Here is a 14,427-nt window from a genome sequence, read left to right as displayed (position 1 = left end):
CATGACCTCCCCCCATTCGACGCCAGACGATGCCCTGATCGCCTTCCTGCAGGGAGTCAGTGTGCAGTCCCAGTGTCGACTGGCTGTGGCCTTGTGGCAGCGAGCGCCCGATGAGGTTGTCCCCCTGTGCAGCGTGCCAAACATCGCGCTGAGTCATACACCCGTCTGGCGCTGGCGGTTGCCGGTATCTCCAAAAACTGGCACACATGCCGTTCAGCGTCTGTCCCGCAAGGAGTTGCCCAGTTTGGTCACTGCGGGCTTGCCGTTCAGTCCGGGTCTTGCGCTATACGTCGATTGCAGTGCGTTTGGCCGGATGGCGGGGGGCGGATTCGTGCTGATATGGGATGAGGCCACGGCATTGTCTGATGGTTCTGCGGATGCAGATCTTGTTGGAGGAGAGGCCACTGTGCAGTGGTTGCGGCCTGTATATGCCCAATTGGTAGATGCGCGGCAATGGGAGGAGCAAAACGCGGAATCGGCGGCGCAGTTTCATCATGTGTTCGACAGTGTCCCGCAGGGAATCGTGGTGTTGTCTGCGCGACATCCGCAAGCGCAGATCAACGCAGCTGCAGCGGCCCTGCTGGGTCTGTCTGCGGGATGGGTGCCGGCGGAGGTTCTGGCCCAAGCCATGCGGGCCACCCGTGAGCGTTGCGACAATGCGGCCGAATTGGAGCAGGCCTATGCTCCTTTGCAGAGCGATTTGGACGCAGAGCTGGTCGCCCGCTGGTTTTTGGATGATTGTGTGTGGCGTGTGGACACGCATCCCATCCTCCAGAGCGGACACAAGGGGCGGGTTTGGTTGTTTCATGACATCACGCCACAAGTTCGGCTGGAGCGTTTTCTGCGCATGGAAGCCAACCACGATCCGTTGACCGGACTTTTCAACCGCCGTGCCTTTTTCGACCGTGCCCAAGTGGCCTTCCAGCTACCATCTCCAGGCCCCAGCGACGGGCACCGCCTTGCGCTCGTGATGCTGGACATTGACCACTTCAAAGCGGTCAACGACCTGTATGGACATCCTGCGGGAGATATGGTGCTCAAAGAGGTGGCCCGCCGTGCGAAGTCCGTCTTGCGTGACGGTGATGTGTTGGCCCGTTACGGGGGAGAGGAGCTCATCGTCCTCCTGAACGTCATCAGTAGCGACACAGCCCGCGCTGCCGCCGAGCGCTTGCGAACGGTGATGGATACGGAGCCAGTGCAGGTGGGGGACCAGGCGATCACGGTCAGCGTCAGTGTGGGTCTCGCGCTCCGAAGCAGTGGGGCTGAGACGCTATTGCAGACCATTGAACGGGCCGATGCGAATCTCTACCGGGCAAAGCGACAGGGTCGAAATCGTGTGGTGGATGATGCTGATTGATACCCTCAGGGGTTACATCGCGCGCAGTGGCGCGGATCGGCCCGTGCGACCTTGTTCACCCTGGATTGGTATTCACAGCGCGGGCAGGACCACACCTCAGCGCGGCAGGAAGCGGTAGGCCGTCCACACGCAGAGCAGGCAAGCCCCGGTATGCGTTCGGTGACCCAGTAACCCGGGGCGTTGCAGGCCGGGCAGCTGGACTGCAATCGCTGCAGCAAGTCCTGCGCAGCTTGCTCGATGAGGCGCATGCGGGTGGGGTTGGCAAAGGCCCTCAGGTCCGTCTCCACAAAGACCTGGCGGTTGCTGGCCTGGGCTTGGCAGGCGTCGAAGCAGCGCCGCAGCCGGTCCCAGTCCGCGATACCTTTGTGCATGCGGGTATCGTTCTGGCTCTCCGGGCGCAGCACCAGCCGGTGCTGCGGGAAGCCCTCGCGCTGCGCAAACGCCTCCACGACACTCCAGTCATCGCTCAGCAGGTGCCCGCTGCGCGCAGGCCCTTGTGCCATGCCGACGACCTCGATGCCCATGCGGTCGTCCAGCCAGGCGATCAGCTCCACGTTCCAGGGCACCATTCCTGTGAACGGATCGGGACCAAAGCTGCCCTCGCTGGCCAGGCCGGCATCGAGGCCGGAGAGCTCCATGCCCTTGCGGGCTTTGCGCCGTGCTGCATCCAGTTGCGAGCCCGCACGTGCCGTTTCGCGGGTGAAGGTGCCCAGCAGGTCGGTATCGAAACCGCTGACATGTTCAATCGTGCAACCCAGACCCGGCTCCAGCGCGGGCGCGATGACCCGCTCCTTGCCATGCTGGGTCAGCAAGGCGATGCGGCGGTCTGCATAGGGGCGTGCACTGGGGTGCATCACCAGTTCTCCGTGTGCAGCGGCTCCCAGACACCCTGGTCATAGCGCATCAGGTCGGCGCCTTCCCACCCCCAGAGGTGCAGCCACCCGTGGTCTACCAGTTGCTTGACGACGGCATGTTGATGGATCACTGCGTTGATGGACCGGCGAGGCGCATCAATCACCACGGTCAACCTCAGCGGTTCGTGGGCCCAGCGCTTCCCGTCGTGCACCGACTGCTGCGACAGGCCGATGCGCAGATCGCCGCCGTTGCCTTCAAAGACGCCGATGTTTCCGCCGACCACGTTGTGCAGCACCTTGTTGCCACTCCCCAGGCGTGTGGGGTCGCAGGTGGATGCGTGGTACTGCCAGTTGATCCAGTGGGTGACCAGCATGGGCGCGGTCATGAGCGCCTCCAGCAGGCTGCCGTCGGGGTCTTTCTGGGCGTCATAGTCGTGCAGAAAGCTGCGTCCTTGCAGTGCTGCGCCCAGCGTCCTGTGCCGAGGCGCAATGACGAAGGCAGCGTTGCCTGCCAGACCCCATTCCGGCCGTGTCTGGGCGCCGTCGTTGGCGCGCCTGCGCAATTGCTTCAGCAAATCGTTGTGCGGCGCCCGTGGGTCGAGGTGCAGGTGCGGCGCCCGTTCTCTGCGGACCTGGTCACTGGCATGGCGCAGCACCGGTTGCAGGCTGTCCCACCGTTGGCGAGCAGCTGGGGGCAGCAGGTCCAGATCAAAGCCCTCGATCTCATCGGTTGTGGTGTTGTGCAAGGCCGCCACGAAGGCTGTGGACTCCGGAATGGCGATGCCTTGTTCGGCCAGGCCCGTGCGCACGGCTGGCTCGTTCAGCAGTTGCGCCAGGCTGCGGGCGCTGACTTCGCCGGTCTGGCCGCAGCATGCACCGCAGTCCAGCGCTGCCGCATGGGCGTTGTTGGCCGATTGGCTGCCGTGCCCCACCAGCAGCACCAGGGGCGCCAGATAACCGTCCAGTCCCATGGAGCGCAGCACCCGCGCTGCCAGCGACACCTTGGCGCCGATGTCCAGCCCCGTGAGCTGGGGCCGGCACAGGGGGCGATAGCGCGCAGGCAGGCCTTCCAGCGCATCGTTGGCTCTGGCTTGCCGGGAGGGACGTAGCCACTGGCCCAGCTTACCCGCATAGCCCACGCCCGCCGCTTCAACGAACGAGAAAGCCGCCCCCGGCCAGCGGCTGGCAGACAGCCATTGGTCGGCCAGCGCAAAGCGCCTGGAGCGTGCGTTGGTAGCTGCTTCTTGCAGCGTCGCATTAGTCTGCAACGCCCCAGTGGTGGACGGAACGATGCAGTCAGTGGCTTCTACTGCGGGTGCCAACAGGCCCGGCAGGTGGGGCGTGCGAGCGCTGGTGCCCAGCGGTGTGTAGGCGAGGGGCAGGCCAAAAAATCCCGCGAACCCGATGGTCTGTACGGCGGGCCAAATGGCCTCCAGGGACCTCCGCAGTGGCTCGCTGCGCACATCAATACAAAAAGCGGCTTGCACCTCGATCTCGTGCTGGTTGGGCGGGGCACTGCCGGCACCGAGCAGCCGCTGAGCCAACTGGCGCTGGTAGCCGACTTCCAGAGCCACTTGCCACACTTCGTCGACCAGCAGAGCCTGCTCTGCCCGTTGCAACAAGGCGAGGGCCTGGCCCCAGGCCTGTTGCAGCGCCTGGAAGGCATGGGTGCCTGCGGCATCGTCCTTGCAATGCAGTAGAACCGCACCCCATGCCAGCCGGATCGCCAGCAGCTCCCGCAGGTGCGGGTCGGTCGTCTGGTTCAGGTGGGCCTGCCAGCCTAGATAGGCGCACCACGAAGCCCAGCCATTCACCGTCAGCAGCACCGACTCCAGATAGTCTGGCCACACCGCCTTGGGAAGGCGCAGCCTGTGCAGTACCCAGCGTTCGGCGTCTTCCCGGGTGGCGGGCAGAGCCTCCAAGGCCTCGGCGAGGTGTGGCAAGCCCATCAGCAGGCCGATGGAGTGGTCGTGCTGCAGAGTCTCGCGCCAGAACGCATACAGGCCCTCGGACCGCTGGGGCTGCCAGTCCGCCTGTGTCTGGTCGAAATACGCGGCGCAGGTCTGGCTCACCTGGTGGGTGATGGCCTGGCGCCAGGACAAGCGGGTGTGGCGGTGGGGGTCGTTGTCCAGCACATCGATCAGCAGCGGCAATTGCTCCACGGGCTGGGTGCTGTGCAGGGCCTGTACACAGTCTTCGGCCGTCAACCCGCAGGCTTGCGCCTGAGGCACCTGGCGGATCGCCTGATCAAGGTCCTGGGCGCTGATGCGTCCTTCCGTCCACGCTTGCAGTTGCCGATCGCGCCCGGGAAAGACCTGAATGCCGCCCAGCGCTGCCATGCGCGCAGCCACCCGGCGCACCGGCATGCCGATGCGCGCCCAGTGCGGGTTGACTGCAATGGCACGGTCCAGGGGCCAGGCCGGTGCGATAGCCTGGCACGCTTGTGCGCAGGCGGTATCGATGTCGTTGTGCGATGCCGGGTGCTGCGCGGCGTGCGTGGGCGTTGGCGCCGCGAGCCCCTCGGTGGGGCATTCGGTCAGTGATTCCATCATGGGGTTCTCCGGGTGCAGTGCGGTTCAGGGGGCGGCTCTTTGCAACGTGGGGCCTGCTACACGGTGCACAGCGTCACGCGGGGCAGGGGGTGTCCAGGCGGTGGGCCAGATGTAGAGGGCCAGCCGGGTGTACGCCTCGTCGATGTAGAACCCCGCATAGCTCCACCGGCGCCACGTCCGCAGCATGTGGGGCTGCCTTTGCAGCAGCGCCAGAAAGAGGTAAAGGCCTAAAAGTCCGATCAGTGCCAGCCACCCCAGCACGTGCGCCGGAGCATCGCGCAAGCCCAGTGGCACATGGTGGATGGCAACCGCTGCTGCGGTGAGGCCCGCCACCATCATCAGCCCGGCCAGGCTGTGCCAGGCCGCAGTCTTGGCACTGGCTTGGCCCTGAGGCGACCAGAGCAGCGGTGCCCAGGCCAGCCCCAGCACGGCAGACCACCAGGCGGGCCAGGGCGCATCCGTCGCCAAGTTCAGCACCAGCAGCACGGTGGCCGTGGCGGCGGCGGGTGCCAGCGCCAGGCTGATGGCAGTGGGCGGGGTTGCGCTGTGCATGGCTTGCAGCCGGGTTTGCCGAACCGCGTTAGACGCCGACAGAAACACGTGGGCCTTGTACAACGAGTGGCCCACGAGGTGCAGCGCAGCCAGTGTGTACAGGCCCAGCCCGCATTCGAGCAGCATGAACCCCATCTGCGCCACGGTAGACCAGGCCAGTCGTACCTTAATGCTGATGCGCGTCAGCATCACCATGCCAGCAAGTACGGCCGTGCCCAGCCCAAAAATGACCAGCACGACGCGGGCAGTGGCTGCGTTTTCTAGTAGGGGGGCGAACCGTATCAGCACGAACCCGCCCAGGTTGACCACGCCTGCGTGCAGCAGTGCAGACACCGGCGTGGGCGCCTCCATCACCTGGATCAGCCAGCCATGTACGGGCAACAAGGCCGTCCGCAAAATCACGGCCAGGGTCAGCAACACCGCGCTGGTGTGCAATAACGGGGACATGCCGTCGCGTGCAATGTGTGCCCACAATGCCGACAAAGAACCGCTGCCGACTTCCAGCCAGGCCAGTGCCGCCGCACCGACCAGCAGCACGTCGGCCACCCGGTCCGCCATCTGTTTTTTGTGGGCGGCCAGGCTGGCAAAGGCCCGGTCGGGGTAGAAGCACAGCAGGTGCTGCAGCGCAATGCCCACCAGAGCCCAGGCGATGGCCAGGACGATCCAGTGGTCTGCCAGCAGCAGCACGTGTACAGCAGCCAGCACACCCGCCAGTGCTGCCATGTAGCGCGGCTGGCCGGGCTCTCCCTCCAGGTACCTCGCAGAAAACGCTGCGATGACGGTGCCCAGCAGTTGCACCAGAACCGCCATGCACAAGCCCATCGGCGATGCCCTGAGCCAGCCAGCGTGGTCCAGCCGGCCGATGCCAGCCATGGCCGCAATCGCCGCCAATACAGAACCTGCCAAGGCGGCACCAGACAGGATCAGCATCCAGCGCCACAACGTGGCAACCGAGCCCTTGTGGCACAGTGCCAGCGCCATGGCGGCCAGCATGGGCATGCCCGGTGCCCATGCGCTGGCGTGGGACAAAACGTGAACAAATGGCATCACTCAACCTCCAGAAACAAGACTGGGGGCGATGATGCTGCGGGGTTATTGTTCTGTAAAATACATTGAAAAGAACAAAAAAATACTAAAAATAGAACAATGAGACTCGATCAACTCAACTTCAACCACCTGTTCTACTTTTGGCGTGTGGCCAAGCTGGGGCACCTTACCCAGGCAGCGCAAGAGCTGCACACGTCCCAGTCTGCGGTGTCTACCCAGATCCGGCAGCTGGAAGAGCGCCTGGGCGAAGAGCTGTTTTTGCGAGAGGGCCGCCGCCTGCTGCTGACCGACACCGGGCAACTGGTGCTGGCATATGCCGAGAACATCTTCGGACTGGGCCAGGAGATGCTGGGGCGCCTGCAGGGCAGCGCGTCGGGGGTGACCCGGCTGCGTGTGGGCAGTGTGGCAACGTTGTCCCGCAACTACCAGGAGAACTGGATCCGCCCCTTGCTGGCCGACCCGTCCGTGGTTCTGACGCTGGAGTCAGGACTGCTGGAGGGGTTGATTACCCGCCTGGTGCAGCACCAGCTGGACGTGGTGCTGGCCAATGAGTCAGTGCCTTCCGACTCCGAGCGCCCCTTGCACTGCCAATTTCTCGGCAGCCAGTCCATCTCGCTGGTCGGCCCTGCCAGCGTGTGGCAATCGCGCTCGTTGCGCATACCTGAAGACCTAGAGGGCATGGAGGTGGCACTGCCTGGCCCCCGCCATGCGCTGCGCGCGCAGTTTGAGGCCCTGTGTGCATCGGCCGGGGTGACGCCCCGATTGCGCGCCGAGGTGGATGACATGGCCATGCTGCGCCTGATCGCCCGTGACAGCGGCTGGCTGACCGTGCTGCCCGAGGTGGTGGTTCAGGACGAGTTGCGCACGGGCATCCTGGTCAAGGTGGGCTACTCCGCCGGGCTGCAGGAGCATTTCTACGCCATCACCACCCGGCATCGGCACCGTATCGAGGTGCTGGAAACCCTGCTGGAACGTTCGTCGGGCCGCATGGGGCCGTCCTGACAGACCCAGCTGGGATTCGTCAAAAGATTGCCCCATGAAAAAAGCCCCGCAATGGGGGCTCGTTCAGGGGCGATGCAATGTGATGCGGTGCACCGATGACGCCTTCGCTCAGCCGCAGTGGATGCGCCAAGCGGTGGCGTCCGAAACGCCCGCATCGGCTTGCATCACATGGCGTTGCCGATTTCGCCGTGGGAGATCTGGCCCGTGCGAACGGCTTCTGCGGCCTGGGCACGCACGGCAGCGCGGTCGGCGGTGGATTGGTAGGTGGCAACGCGCGAGCCAGCAGGTTCCATGCTGTGTGTTTTGGCTTCTACCACGGCCTCTGCGCGGACTTCGGCGCGGGTGCGCTGGGTTTCGAATTGGGTAGCGAACTGCGAAGCATCGGCTTCATCAGCGTGGGCGCCCAACGAGGCGAAAGCGGCAACAGCAGCGATGGAGAGGAAGCGTACGGTCTTGTTCATGATGCAAATCCTTGAATAAAAAAAGCGTCTCAAAAAAAGCCGGCGTGAAGTGCACAAAGTGTTGATGAAAAATGACTTCATTCCGGGTTCGGTGAGTCGCCTGACGGGTTCGGCTCATCGATGGGATGAACTGTACGCCGACGGTGTTCAAGAAAAAACTATTCAGTATTTAATTGACTATTCTGGTATTCGAAATAATTGGACTGAGATCTGAATGCACTGAGCGGCGATCTCTGCATGCCTTGCGGCAGCCGCAGCGGGTCAGGGCTTGCTGCGCGCCTTGCGTGCTGGACGGGGGGCGGGGGTGGGAGGCTTGTGGCTCGCCTGATCCAGCCACAGCAACGTGTCCATGTGCGCCATGAAGTGGCGCAGATAGTCTGGAGACAGGGTGCGCATCAGGCTGAGGGAGCGCAGCACCAGCTTGTGCGCGTTGAGGGGGCCCGCATTCTCCGGCCCTCGGTGCAGGGCCTGCACCACTTGCTGCTCCGCGGCGATGTGAGACCAGGCCTTGCTGAACTGGTGCACGCTTTTGAGCGCGGGCAATGGAGCGTTGTCCACCGCAAACGGGTCGCCCACAGCAGCGCTGTGCCGGGGCATTCCCAAGGACTGATTCAGTTGTGCCAGCGCGGAGCCCGCATTGGCATGGCGTTCGTGGCGGGTTGATGCCGTGGTACGGGGCGGCTTCTGGGGGTAGCTCGCCAGCGCGGCTTCCAACTTGTGAGTCAGCAGCCGCTGCACGGCGGGCGGTTGGCCGGGCAGGCGGCGTGCCAGCACCTCCAGATAATGGAAACGCACGGGGTCGTGATGGTGCGCGCCTGCTGCGCGCAAGGTCTCCAGGCGGGGATCGGTCATGGGGCTCGGGGGGGCTCGGCCGGCCGTTGAGGCGCGGCCTTGGGGACGGGCGCCATCTCCACGCGGCGGTTTTGTGCACGGCCTCTTTCGTCACTGTTGTCGGCCACGGGTTGTTCGGCACCAAAGGCGGCCGCGAACACCTGGGAGGACGGCATGCCTTCGTCAATCAGCGCCCGGGTCACGGTGAGTGCGCGCTGGGCCGACAGCTCCAGGTTGTCCGCAAAACGTTTCTGGCTGCCGCGCAGCAACGCGGTGTTGTCGGTGAAGCCACTGACCATGAGCATTTCATCGCGCTCGCGCAAATACACCCCCAGCGGCTGGACCAGGCTTTTGAGCAACTGCCGTCCCTCGGCACGCAGTTCGTCAGAGCCAGTGGCAAACAGCACACTGCCGCTGATGCCAATGCGTCCGTTGTTCACCGTCACGCGCCCAGCAGCCAGCGGAACGGCCAACGCCTTTTCAAGCGCCATGCGCCGCTGCTCTTCCATCTGGCGCTTTTGCACTTCTTGCTGCAGGCTGGCCACCAGGTCAATCTGCACCACCAGCACGCCGACGAGGATCAACACAAAAGCACCCAGCAGCCCCGCCATCAGATCGCCGAAGACGGCCCACACCGGGGCTGTCTGGTCGGTAGCGTCGTCCAGAGTGTCGTCCACGCCGATCACGCAGGCACCCCTTGTTCTGCCGTGGCACGGCCATGGAGTCGGCGCAGGTCTTCCACGATGCCTTGTTGTGCGCTGATGCTCAGGTCAATCACCTCGCGGGCCTGTGCCACGTAGTAGGCCAGCTGCTCGTCGCTGCGGCCCATTGACTCGCGAAGCGCGCCCTCCATGCCTTGCAGGCTCTCCACCAGCTTGTCGTTGCTGGCGCTGAACAGGCCCACGCCGTGCTGGAAGGATTCACCGAGGCTGGACAATTCGATGGCGCTGGCTGCCACTTGCGCAGCGACCTCGTCCACCTTGTCTGCCTGTGCGCCCAGGGCCTGCGCAAATTGCTGGCCCGCCTGCTCCAGTACCTGGGCGGCCGAGCCCACCAGGGCGTCAATGGCCGCGCGCTGCTGCACAGCAGCATCGTTCACGGATTGCAGCAGTGTGCCCAACTGGTGCGTCATGGCCGTGCGCTCGGCCAGTGCGAGGTTGTCGCGTTCGCCCAAGCGTGTCATTTCCTGCCGCAACTGGGTGATGACTTCGGCTGCCGCCTGTGGCACGTCGGAGGCGGTCTGCAGCAGGCGCGTGAGCGGTGCTTCCAGCGCAGCGCCGAGGGTGGCCAGGTGCTCTGCCACGGCGGCTTGCAGGGTCTCCAGGCGGTCCACGGCCGCCTGGCCGCGCACGGCTTCGGCATCGCGCAGGGCGACCAGCTCATCGCGCCACACCTGGGTCAGTGCCTCCATGCGCTGGCCCTGGGCTTGCACCCACTGGGCTTCGGTGTCGATGCGTGTGCGCAGCAGCGCGTCGGATTGCTCCATCAGCGCAGTGGTGCCGCCCAAGGTGCGTTCCACCTGGGCGTTCAGTTGCTGGCTCACCTGTGTGGCAGTCTCCTCCAGCGTCTGCACCAGGACGCGTTGTTGTTCCACGGTCTGGGTGGCGGCGCGCTGCCATTCGGCGCTGAGCGTGTGCGCCACGTTCTCCAGGGACTGGCTCCAGTCTGCCAACCGTTGCGTGTCGGCGTCGCGCTGTGCCTGCTGGGCATCGGCGGCTGTGGCTTGCAATGCAGCCAGCAGGGCCTCTGAGCGTTGTTCGAAGGCGCTGTTGGCGGTCTGCAGGCGGTGTTCGATCTGCTGGGCTGCCTGGGCGAGTGCCGCGCTGGTGGCCTGGTGTTGTTCAGCAGTCTGTGTCCCGGCGCTCTGCCATTCGCCGCTGATTGTCTGGGCCATCTGACGCATGGACTGGGTCCAGTCGGCAAGCCGCTGCGCGTCCGCAGACCGTTGTGCAGCGTGGGCTTCGGCCACGGTGGCTTGAAGCGTGGTGACCAGTGCTTCGGCCTGCTGTGCAAAGGCCTGGGTGGTGGCCTGCAATTGCCGGTCCATCTGCTGTGCTGTGCGCTCCAAGGCCTGGCCCACCTCCTGCTGTTGGGTCAGGGTGTGGGTGCCTGCACGCTGCCATTCAGCGGCGAGGTTGCGGGCCATGTCCTGCATGGTGTGCTCCCAGCCTTGCAGTCGCCGTTGGTCCACCTCCGCCTGGGCGGCCTGTTGCTGTGCGGCGGATGCGTGCAGGGAGTCCACCAGGGATTTCGAGCGGTCGCCAAAAGCCTGCGTGAGTGTTTGCAATGCGCCCTCGAACTGGGTTGCCAGTGCGCCCTGCGTGTTCGTCTGCTGGTCGAGCGCCCGCGCCCAGGTGTCGGCCACCTTGCGTGCGGTGCCCTCCCATTGCGCGCTGAGGTTTTGCAGCTGCTGACTGGTGTGTTCTCGCAGCCGCTCGTGGGTGCGCTGGGACTCTTGTGCCAGCGTCGCCATGGCCTGTTCCACCACCGGGCGCATGGCGGCAGTGGCCTGCTGGGCACTGGTGCTCAGGCTGTCTTGCAGCGATGCGCCCACGGCCTGCGCCAATTGGGTGTAGGCGGCAGAGGCCTCTTTGTGAAACCCCTGCTGTTGCGCCAGCAGCTGGTCGTTGAGCTGGCTGTGGCGGCGCTCCAGCCCCTCCATCATGGCTTGCAGGCGGTCGGCAATCAGCGGCAGGGCCTGGGCCTGCGCTTGCAGGGCCTGCAGGGTGTCCTCACGCCGTTGGGCGGAAGAGAAGGCCCGAAACAGCGTGGGGATGCGTGCATCCAGCTGGCGGACCGCCTGCAGCCGTTCACGGCGGCTCAGGGCGGACAACAGGCCCAGCGCGGCCGACGTAGCCACCCCCGCGACGGACGTACCAAACGACAGGCCCAGTCCCTTGATGGGCGCAGCCAGTGCGTTGCGGATGGATTCCAGGTTGCCAGAGGCCTCCAGGGCGAACACGGCGCCGTGGAACGTCACCACCATGCCCACGAAGGTGCCCAGCATGCCCAGCATCACCAGCAGTCCTACCAGGTAGGGTGTGAGCGCGGGGCCTGGCAAGGCCACTCTCTCGCCTTCGATGCGTTGCCGAACCGGGTGGCGCAGTGCCGGGTCCAGGCTTTCCAGCCAGGCCTCCAGCGCAGGAGGCTCTTGACGGGCGTCGAGCGCGCGCGTCAGCGAGGCGGTGGCCGCGCGATAGCGCATCAGCTCCCAGGCTCCCAGCAGGTAGGTTGCGGCGATCATCACCGTCATTGCCAGTGCCAGCGGGCTGTGGCCTATAAAACCCCAGCCCACCCAGCCAGCGGCCGCGAGGCCTGTGGCAAAGATGGCTGTCATCACACTCTTGTTCATTCCTGTTGTCCTGTCGTGTCGTTCTGGGCCGCTTCCAGCAGTCCCGTGATTGGTTCCATGCGCGTTTGCAGCTCTGCGGTGAGCAGGGCCTGCATGTCGCGTTCGAAGGCCCACAGCCAGCCTCCTGCCTGCCGCCAGCGCGCAGGCTCATCGGTCAGCCCCTGGGCGGTCAGCCGGTGCTGGTGTTGCCGATGGCGGTGCGCCAGTCGGCGCTCCAGATGTGCGGGGAGCAAGGCCCACAGCCGTTGCTCGCGCGGCGCCAGCATGTGCTCCATGACAGCGTCTAGCGCCGCTACCTGGCGCAACGTGGGTGTGCCCTGTGCGATCGCCTGGCGCACTTGCGCCCTCAGGGGCTGCAGCCGCAGCTCCATCTGCTTTTGCAGGTCCAGATAGCGTGGCGCATGGGTGGCGAATTCCGTTTCCACCATCGGGTCCGGCAGCTCCACGGGCGTGTTGTCCGCCCGGGCCCGCAGCGGTTTGGGTGCAGCGGGCCTGGTGGTCAGCTGGCCTTCGAGATCGGCCTTAACCTTTGCTACCAAGCCGGTGAGTGCCGTCATGTTCAGCACCATGGGTGGGCGTTGTGCACTGCCTGCCTGCGATGGCAGGGTCTCGATCGCGTGCAGCGCCCGGCTGAGCTGGACGGCGTCCACGGTTCCCAGCCATTGGCTCAGCTGCTCTGCCACATCGGGGGGCTTGACGGCTGGCACCGGACGCGCGGCCCGCTCACTGGCTTCCCGCGTCCATTGCTGGAGCAGGACCACGAGGGGTGAGCTGTTGAGTCGGTGGTGTTGGGTCATCCCGCGAAGGCTGTGCACTGGGTGGGCACGGCCGAGCGGGATGGTCCGGCGGCGCGTGCAGGAGGGAACGGGTCCCCGTAGGCAAAGCCCGCTATTTTCGCAGGAACGAAAGGCCGGTCGGCCGGTCAGCGTCCGGCGTTGCAGCTGTTACACGACGGAAAGAGCGCCATGCAGCGCCCAGAGGCCCAGCCGCTGGGCCTTTTGGAGGCTCCAGGGCTTGAATTAGAGAGAGACCTCAGGCCAAGGCCTTTACGGCCTTAATAGGTTTCCAGGTGCAGTCGGCCTTCGCGCTGCAGCGTCGCGCCCAGGGTCTCCCAGCTCAGCCCTGCCTCTTGCGCTATGTCACGCAGTGCCATCACCACGCCTTCTTCCATGCCCTTGAGGCCGCAGACGTAGAAGTGGCTGTTGTCGTCGCGCAGCAAGGCCAGCAGATCGGCGGCGCGCTCGCGCATCAGGTCTTGCACGTAGCGCTTGGGCTGCCCGGGCGTGCGGGAGAAAGCCAGGTTGATGTCGATGAAGTCTTTGGGCAGGCTTTGCAGGGGGCCGAAGTAGGGCAGTTCCTGCTGCGTGCGTGCACCAAAGAACAGCAGGAGCTTGCCACCTTCGAATTTGCCGCTGTTGCGCAGCCTGCGCCGCCACTCGGTCATGGCGCGCATGGGAGCGCTGCCGGTGCCGGTGCAGATCATCACTATGTGCGATCGCGGGTGGTTGGGCATGAGGAAGCTGCTGCCGAACGGCCCCACCACTTGCACCTTGTCGCCCACCTTCAGGTCGCACACATAGTTGGAGGCCACGCCACGCACAGGGTTGCCATCGTGGTCCACGGTCACGCGCTTCACGGTCAGCGCTAGGTTGTTGTATCCGGGGCGTTCACCGTTGCGTGGGCTGGCCACCGAGTATTGGCGCGCGTGGTGCGGCTTGCCAAGCGCATCGGTGCCCGGCGGGATGATGCCAATCGATTGCCCTTCCAGCACAGGGAACGGCATGCTGCCGAAGTCGAGCACCACATGGTGGGTTTCGCTCTCAAAACCCGCCTCGGTGCAGTTGAAGTTGCCGACCACGGTGGCTGTGGTCGGGTTTTTGGGTGGAAACAGATTGGTGTACGGATGTGCTGCGGACCAGGGCGGTAACGTGGCTCCGTACTGGGCAGACCGAAACACCTGCGTGCCCGGCTCTGCCGGGGCCTCAACGGCTGGCTTTGGTGCTGCCGCCGCTGTGGCGGGTTCTGCACCTGCTGCAACCAGTTCGTGGGGCGCGAGCTCGCCGGGCAGCTCTTCCCAGCTGAACTGCTCTTCAATGCTGTAGGCCCTGCCCACCGGCACCGCGCGCCAGTTGTCGATGGAACCCGTGGGGCAGGGCGATATGCAGGCCATGCAGCCATTGCACACATCTGCCCGCACCACGTAGTTGTTGTCGTCGTGCGTGATCGCATTGACCGGGCAGGTAGCCTCGCAGGTGTTGCAGCGGATGCAGATCTCCGGGTCGATCAGGTGCTGCTTCAGGATGCCGTTGTCGATCAGCGTGTGGGTTTCCATAGTCGTTCTTCGTGCCATGTATGTCGACGGGTACTGTGACCTTGCATGCGTTGGCTGGCTTCAGTCGATACAGAGCAAAACCGCTGT

The 14,427-nt window shown here is 65.0% G+C and carries 11 protein-coding genes; 2 read left to right on the top strand and 9 right to left on the bottom strand.

Annotated elements, in window-relative coordinates; genetic code table 11:
- The first annotated feature begins 1 nt into the window (after nt 1).
- The gene (locus tag ACODSU_RS18325) at nt 2-1,357 is read left to right on the top strand and encodes a GGDEF domain-containing protein (RefSeq protein ID WP_488843777.1); all 1,356 of its coding nucleotides are present in this window, start codon (nt 2-4) and stop codon (nt 1,355-1,357) included.
- 5 nt (nt 1,358-1,362) lie between these two features.
- On the opposite strand, the gene ACODSU_RS18320 is transcribed toward ACODSU_RS18325, so the two are convergent.
- The 3 genes from ACODSU_RS18320 to ACODSU_RS18310 are packed head-to-tail and all read right to left on the bottom strand — an operon-like array spanning nt 1,363 to nt 6,362.
- Nucleotides 1,363-2,211 (bottom strand): DUF6671 family protein, encoded by an 849-nt coding sequence (locus tag ACODSU_RS18320; protein WP_488843775.1) that lies wholly within the window; start codon nt 2,209-2,211, stop codon nt 1,363-1,365.
- Complete coding sequence (locus ACODSU_RS18315; protein ID WP_488843773.1) at nt 2,211-4,763, bottom strand: YbcC family protein; 2,553 nt, start codon at nt 4,761-4,763, stop codon at nt 2,211-2,213. Before ACODSU_RS18315 ends, ACODSU_RS18320 begins: the two co-directional genes overlap by 1 nt.
- A 24-nt stretch (nt 4,764-4,787) precedes the next feature.
- A complete protein-coding gene (locus ACODSU_RS18310; RefSeq protein WP_488843771.1) occupies nt 4,788-6,362 on the bottom strand; it encodes an NADH-quinone oxidoreductase subunit L in 1,575 nt (524 codons plus the stop codon).
- A 99-nt stretch (nt 6,363-6,461) separates the two neighbouring features.
- On the opposite strand from ACODSU_RS18310, the gene ACODSU_RS18305 reads away from it, so the two are divergent.
- Nucleotides 6,462-7,364, top strand: a complete 903-nt coding sequence (locus tag ACODSU_RS18305) for a LysR family transcriptional regulator (protein ID WP_015015695.1) — start codon at nt 6,462-6,464, stop codon at nt 7,362-7,364.
- A gap of 164 nt (nt 7,365-7,528) precedes the next feature.
- On the opposite strand, the gene ACODSU_RS18300 is transcribed toward ACODSU_RS18305, so the two are convergent.
- The 6 genes from ACODSU_RS18300 to boxA form a co-directional block, all read right to left on the bottom strand.
- On the bottom strand, nt 7,529-7,825 hold the full coding sequence (locus ACODSU_RS18300; RefSeq protein ID WP_015015694.1) for a DUF4148 domain-containing protein: 297 nt from the start codon (nt 7,823-7,825) through the stop codon (nt 7,529-7,531).
- A gap of 261 nt (nt 7,826-8,086) precedes the next feature.
- A complete protein-coding gene (locus tag ACODSU_RS18295) occupies nt 8,087-8,677 on the bottom strand; it encodes a DUF2894 domain-containing protein (RefSeq protein WP_110960274.1) in 591 nt (196 codons plus the stop codon).
- The gene (locus ACODSU_RS18290; protein ID WP_110960273.1) at nt 8,674-9,342 is read right to left on the bottom strand and encodes an OmpA family protein; all 669 of its coding nucleotides are present in this window, start codon (nt 9,340-9,342) and stop codon (nt 8,674-8,676) included. The genes ACODSU_RS18295 and ACODSU_RS18290 overlap by 4 nt, the downstream gene beginning before the upstream one ends.
- Nucleotides 9,339-12,008 carry a DUF802 domain-containing protein gene (locus ACODSU_RS18285; protein WP_488843768.1) on the bottom strand — a complete coding sequence of 890 codons (2,670 nt, stop codon included), beginning with the start codon at nt 12,006-12,008 and terminating at the stop codon, nt 9,339-9,341. The genes ACODSU_RS18290 and ACODSU_RS18285 overlap by 4 nt, the downstream gene beginning before the upstream one ends.
- Complete coding sequence (locus tag ACODSU_RS18280; RefSeq protein ID WP_110960271.1) at nt 12,005-12,805, bottom strand: DUF3348 family protein; 801 nt, start codon at nt 12,803-12,805, stop codon at nt 12,005-12,007. Before ACODSU_RS18280 ends, ACODSU_RS18285 begins: the two co-directional genes overlap by 4 nt.
- Nucleotides 12,806-13,062: 257 nt before the next feature.
- Nucleotides 13,063-14,340, bottom strand: coding sequence for a benzoyl-CoA 2,3-epoxidase subunit BoxA (boxA, locus tag ACODSU_RS18275; RefSeq protein WP_110960270.1), 1,278 nt, complete (start codon nt 14,338-14,340; stop codon nt 13,063-13,065).
- Nucleotides 14,341-14,427 lie beyond the last annotated feature (87 nt).

The organism is Acidovorax sp. FG48, assembly GCF_057809085.1.
This window is presented reverse-complemented; position numbering and strand designations above follow the sequence as displayed.

Bases quoted from the DNA above. Each gene is read 5' to 3' on its own strand.
- ACODSU_RS18295 (WP_110960274.1), bottom strand. From the start codon at position 8,677: ATGACCGATCCCCGCCTGGAGACCTTGCGCGCAGCAGGCGCGCACCAT.
- ACODSU_RS18285 (WP_488843768.1), bottom strand. From the start codon at position 12,008: ATGAACAAGAGTGTGATGACAGCCATCTTTGCCACAGGCCTCGCGGCC.
- ACODSU_RS18325 (WP_488843777.1), top strand. From the start codon at position 2: ATGACCTCCCCCCATTCGACGCCAGACGATGCCCTGATCGCCTTCCTG.
- ACODSU_RS18315 (WP_488843773.1), bottom strand. From the start codon at position 4,763: ATGATGGAATCACTGACCGAATGCCCCACCGAGGGGCTCGCGGCGCCA.
- ACODSU_RS18310 (WP_488843771.1), bottom strand. From the start codon at position 6,362: ATGCCATTTGTTCACGTTTTGTCCCACGCCAGCGCATGGGCACCGGGC.
- ACODSU_RS18300 (WP_015015694.1), bottom strand. From the start codon at position 7,825: ATGAACAAGACCGTACGCTTCCTCTCCATCGCTGCTGTTGCCGCTTTC.
- ACODSU_RS18305 (WP_015015695.1), top strand. From the start codon at position 6,462: ATGAGACTCGATCAACTCAACTTCAACCACCTGTTCTACTTTTGGCGT.
- ACODSU_RS18280 (WP_110960271.1), bottom strand. From the start codon at position 12,805: ATGACCCAACACCACCGACTCAACAGCTCACCCCTCGTGGTCCTGCTC.
- ACODSU_RS18320 (WP_488843775.1), bottom strand. From the start codon at position 2,211: ATGCACCCCAGTGCACGCCCCTATGCAGACCGCCGCATCGCCTTGCTG.
- boxA (WP_110960270.1), bottom strand. From the start codon at position 14,340: ATGGAAACCCACACGCTGATCGACAACGGCATCCTGAAGCAGCACCTG.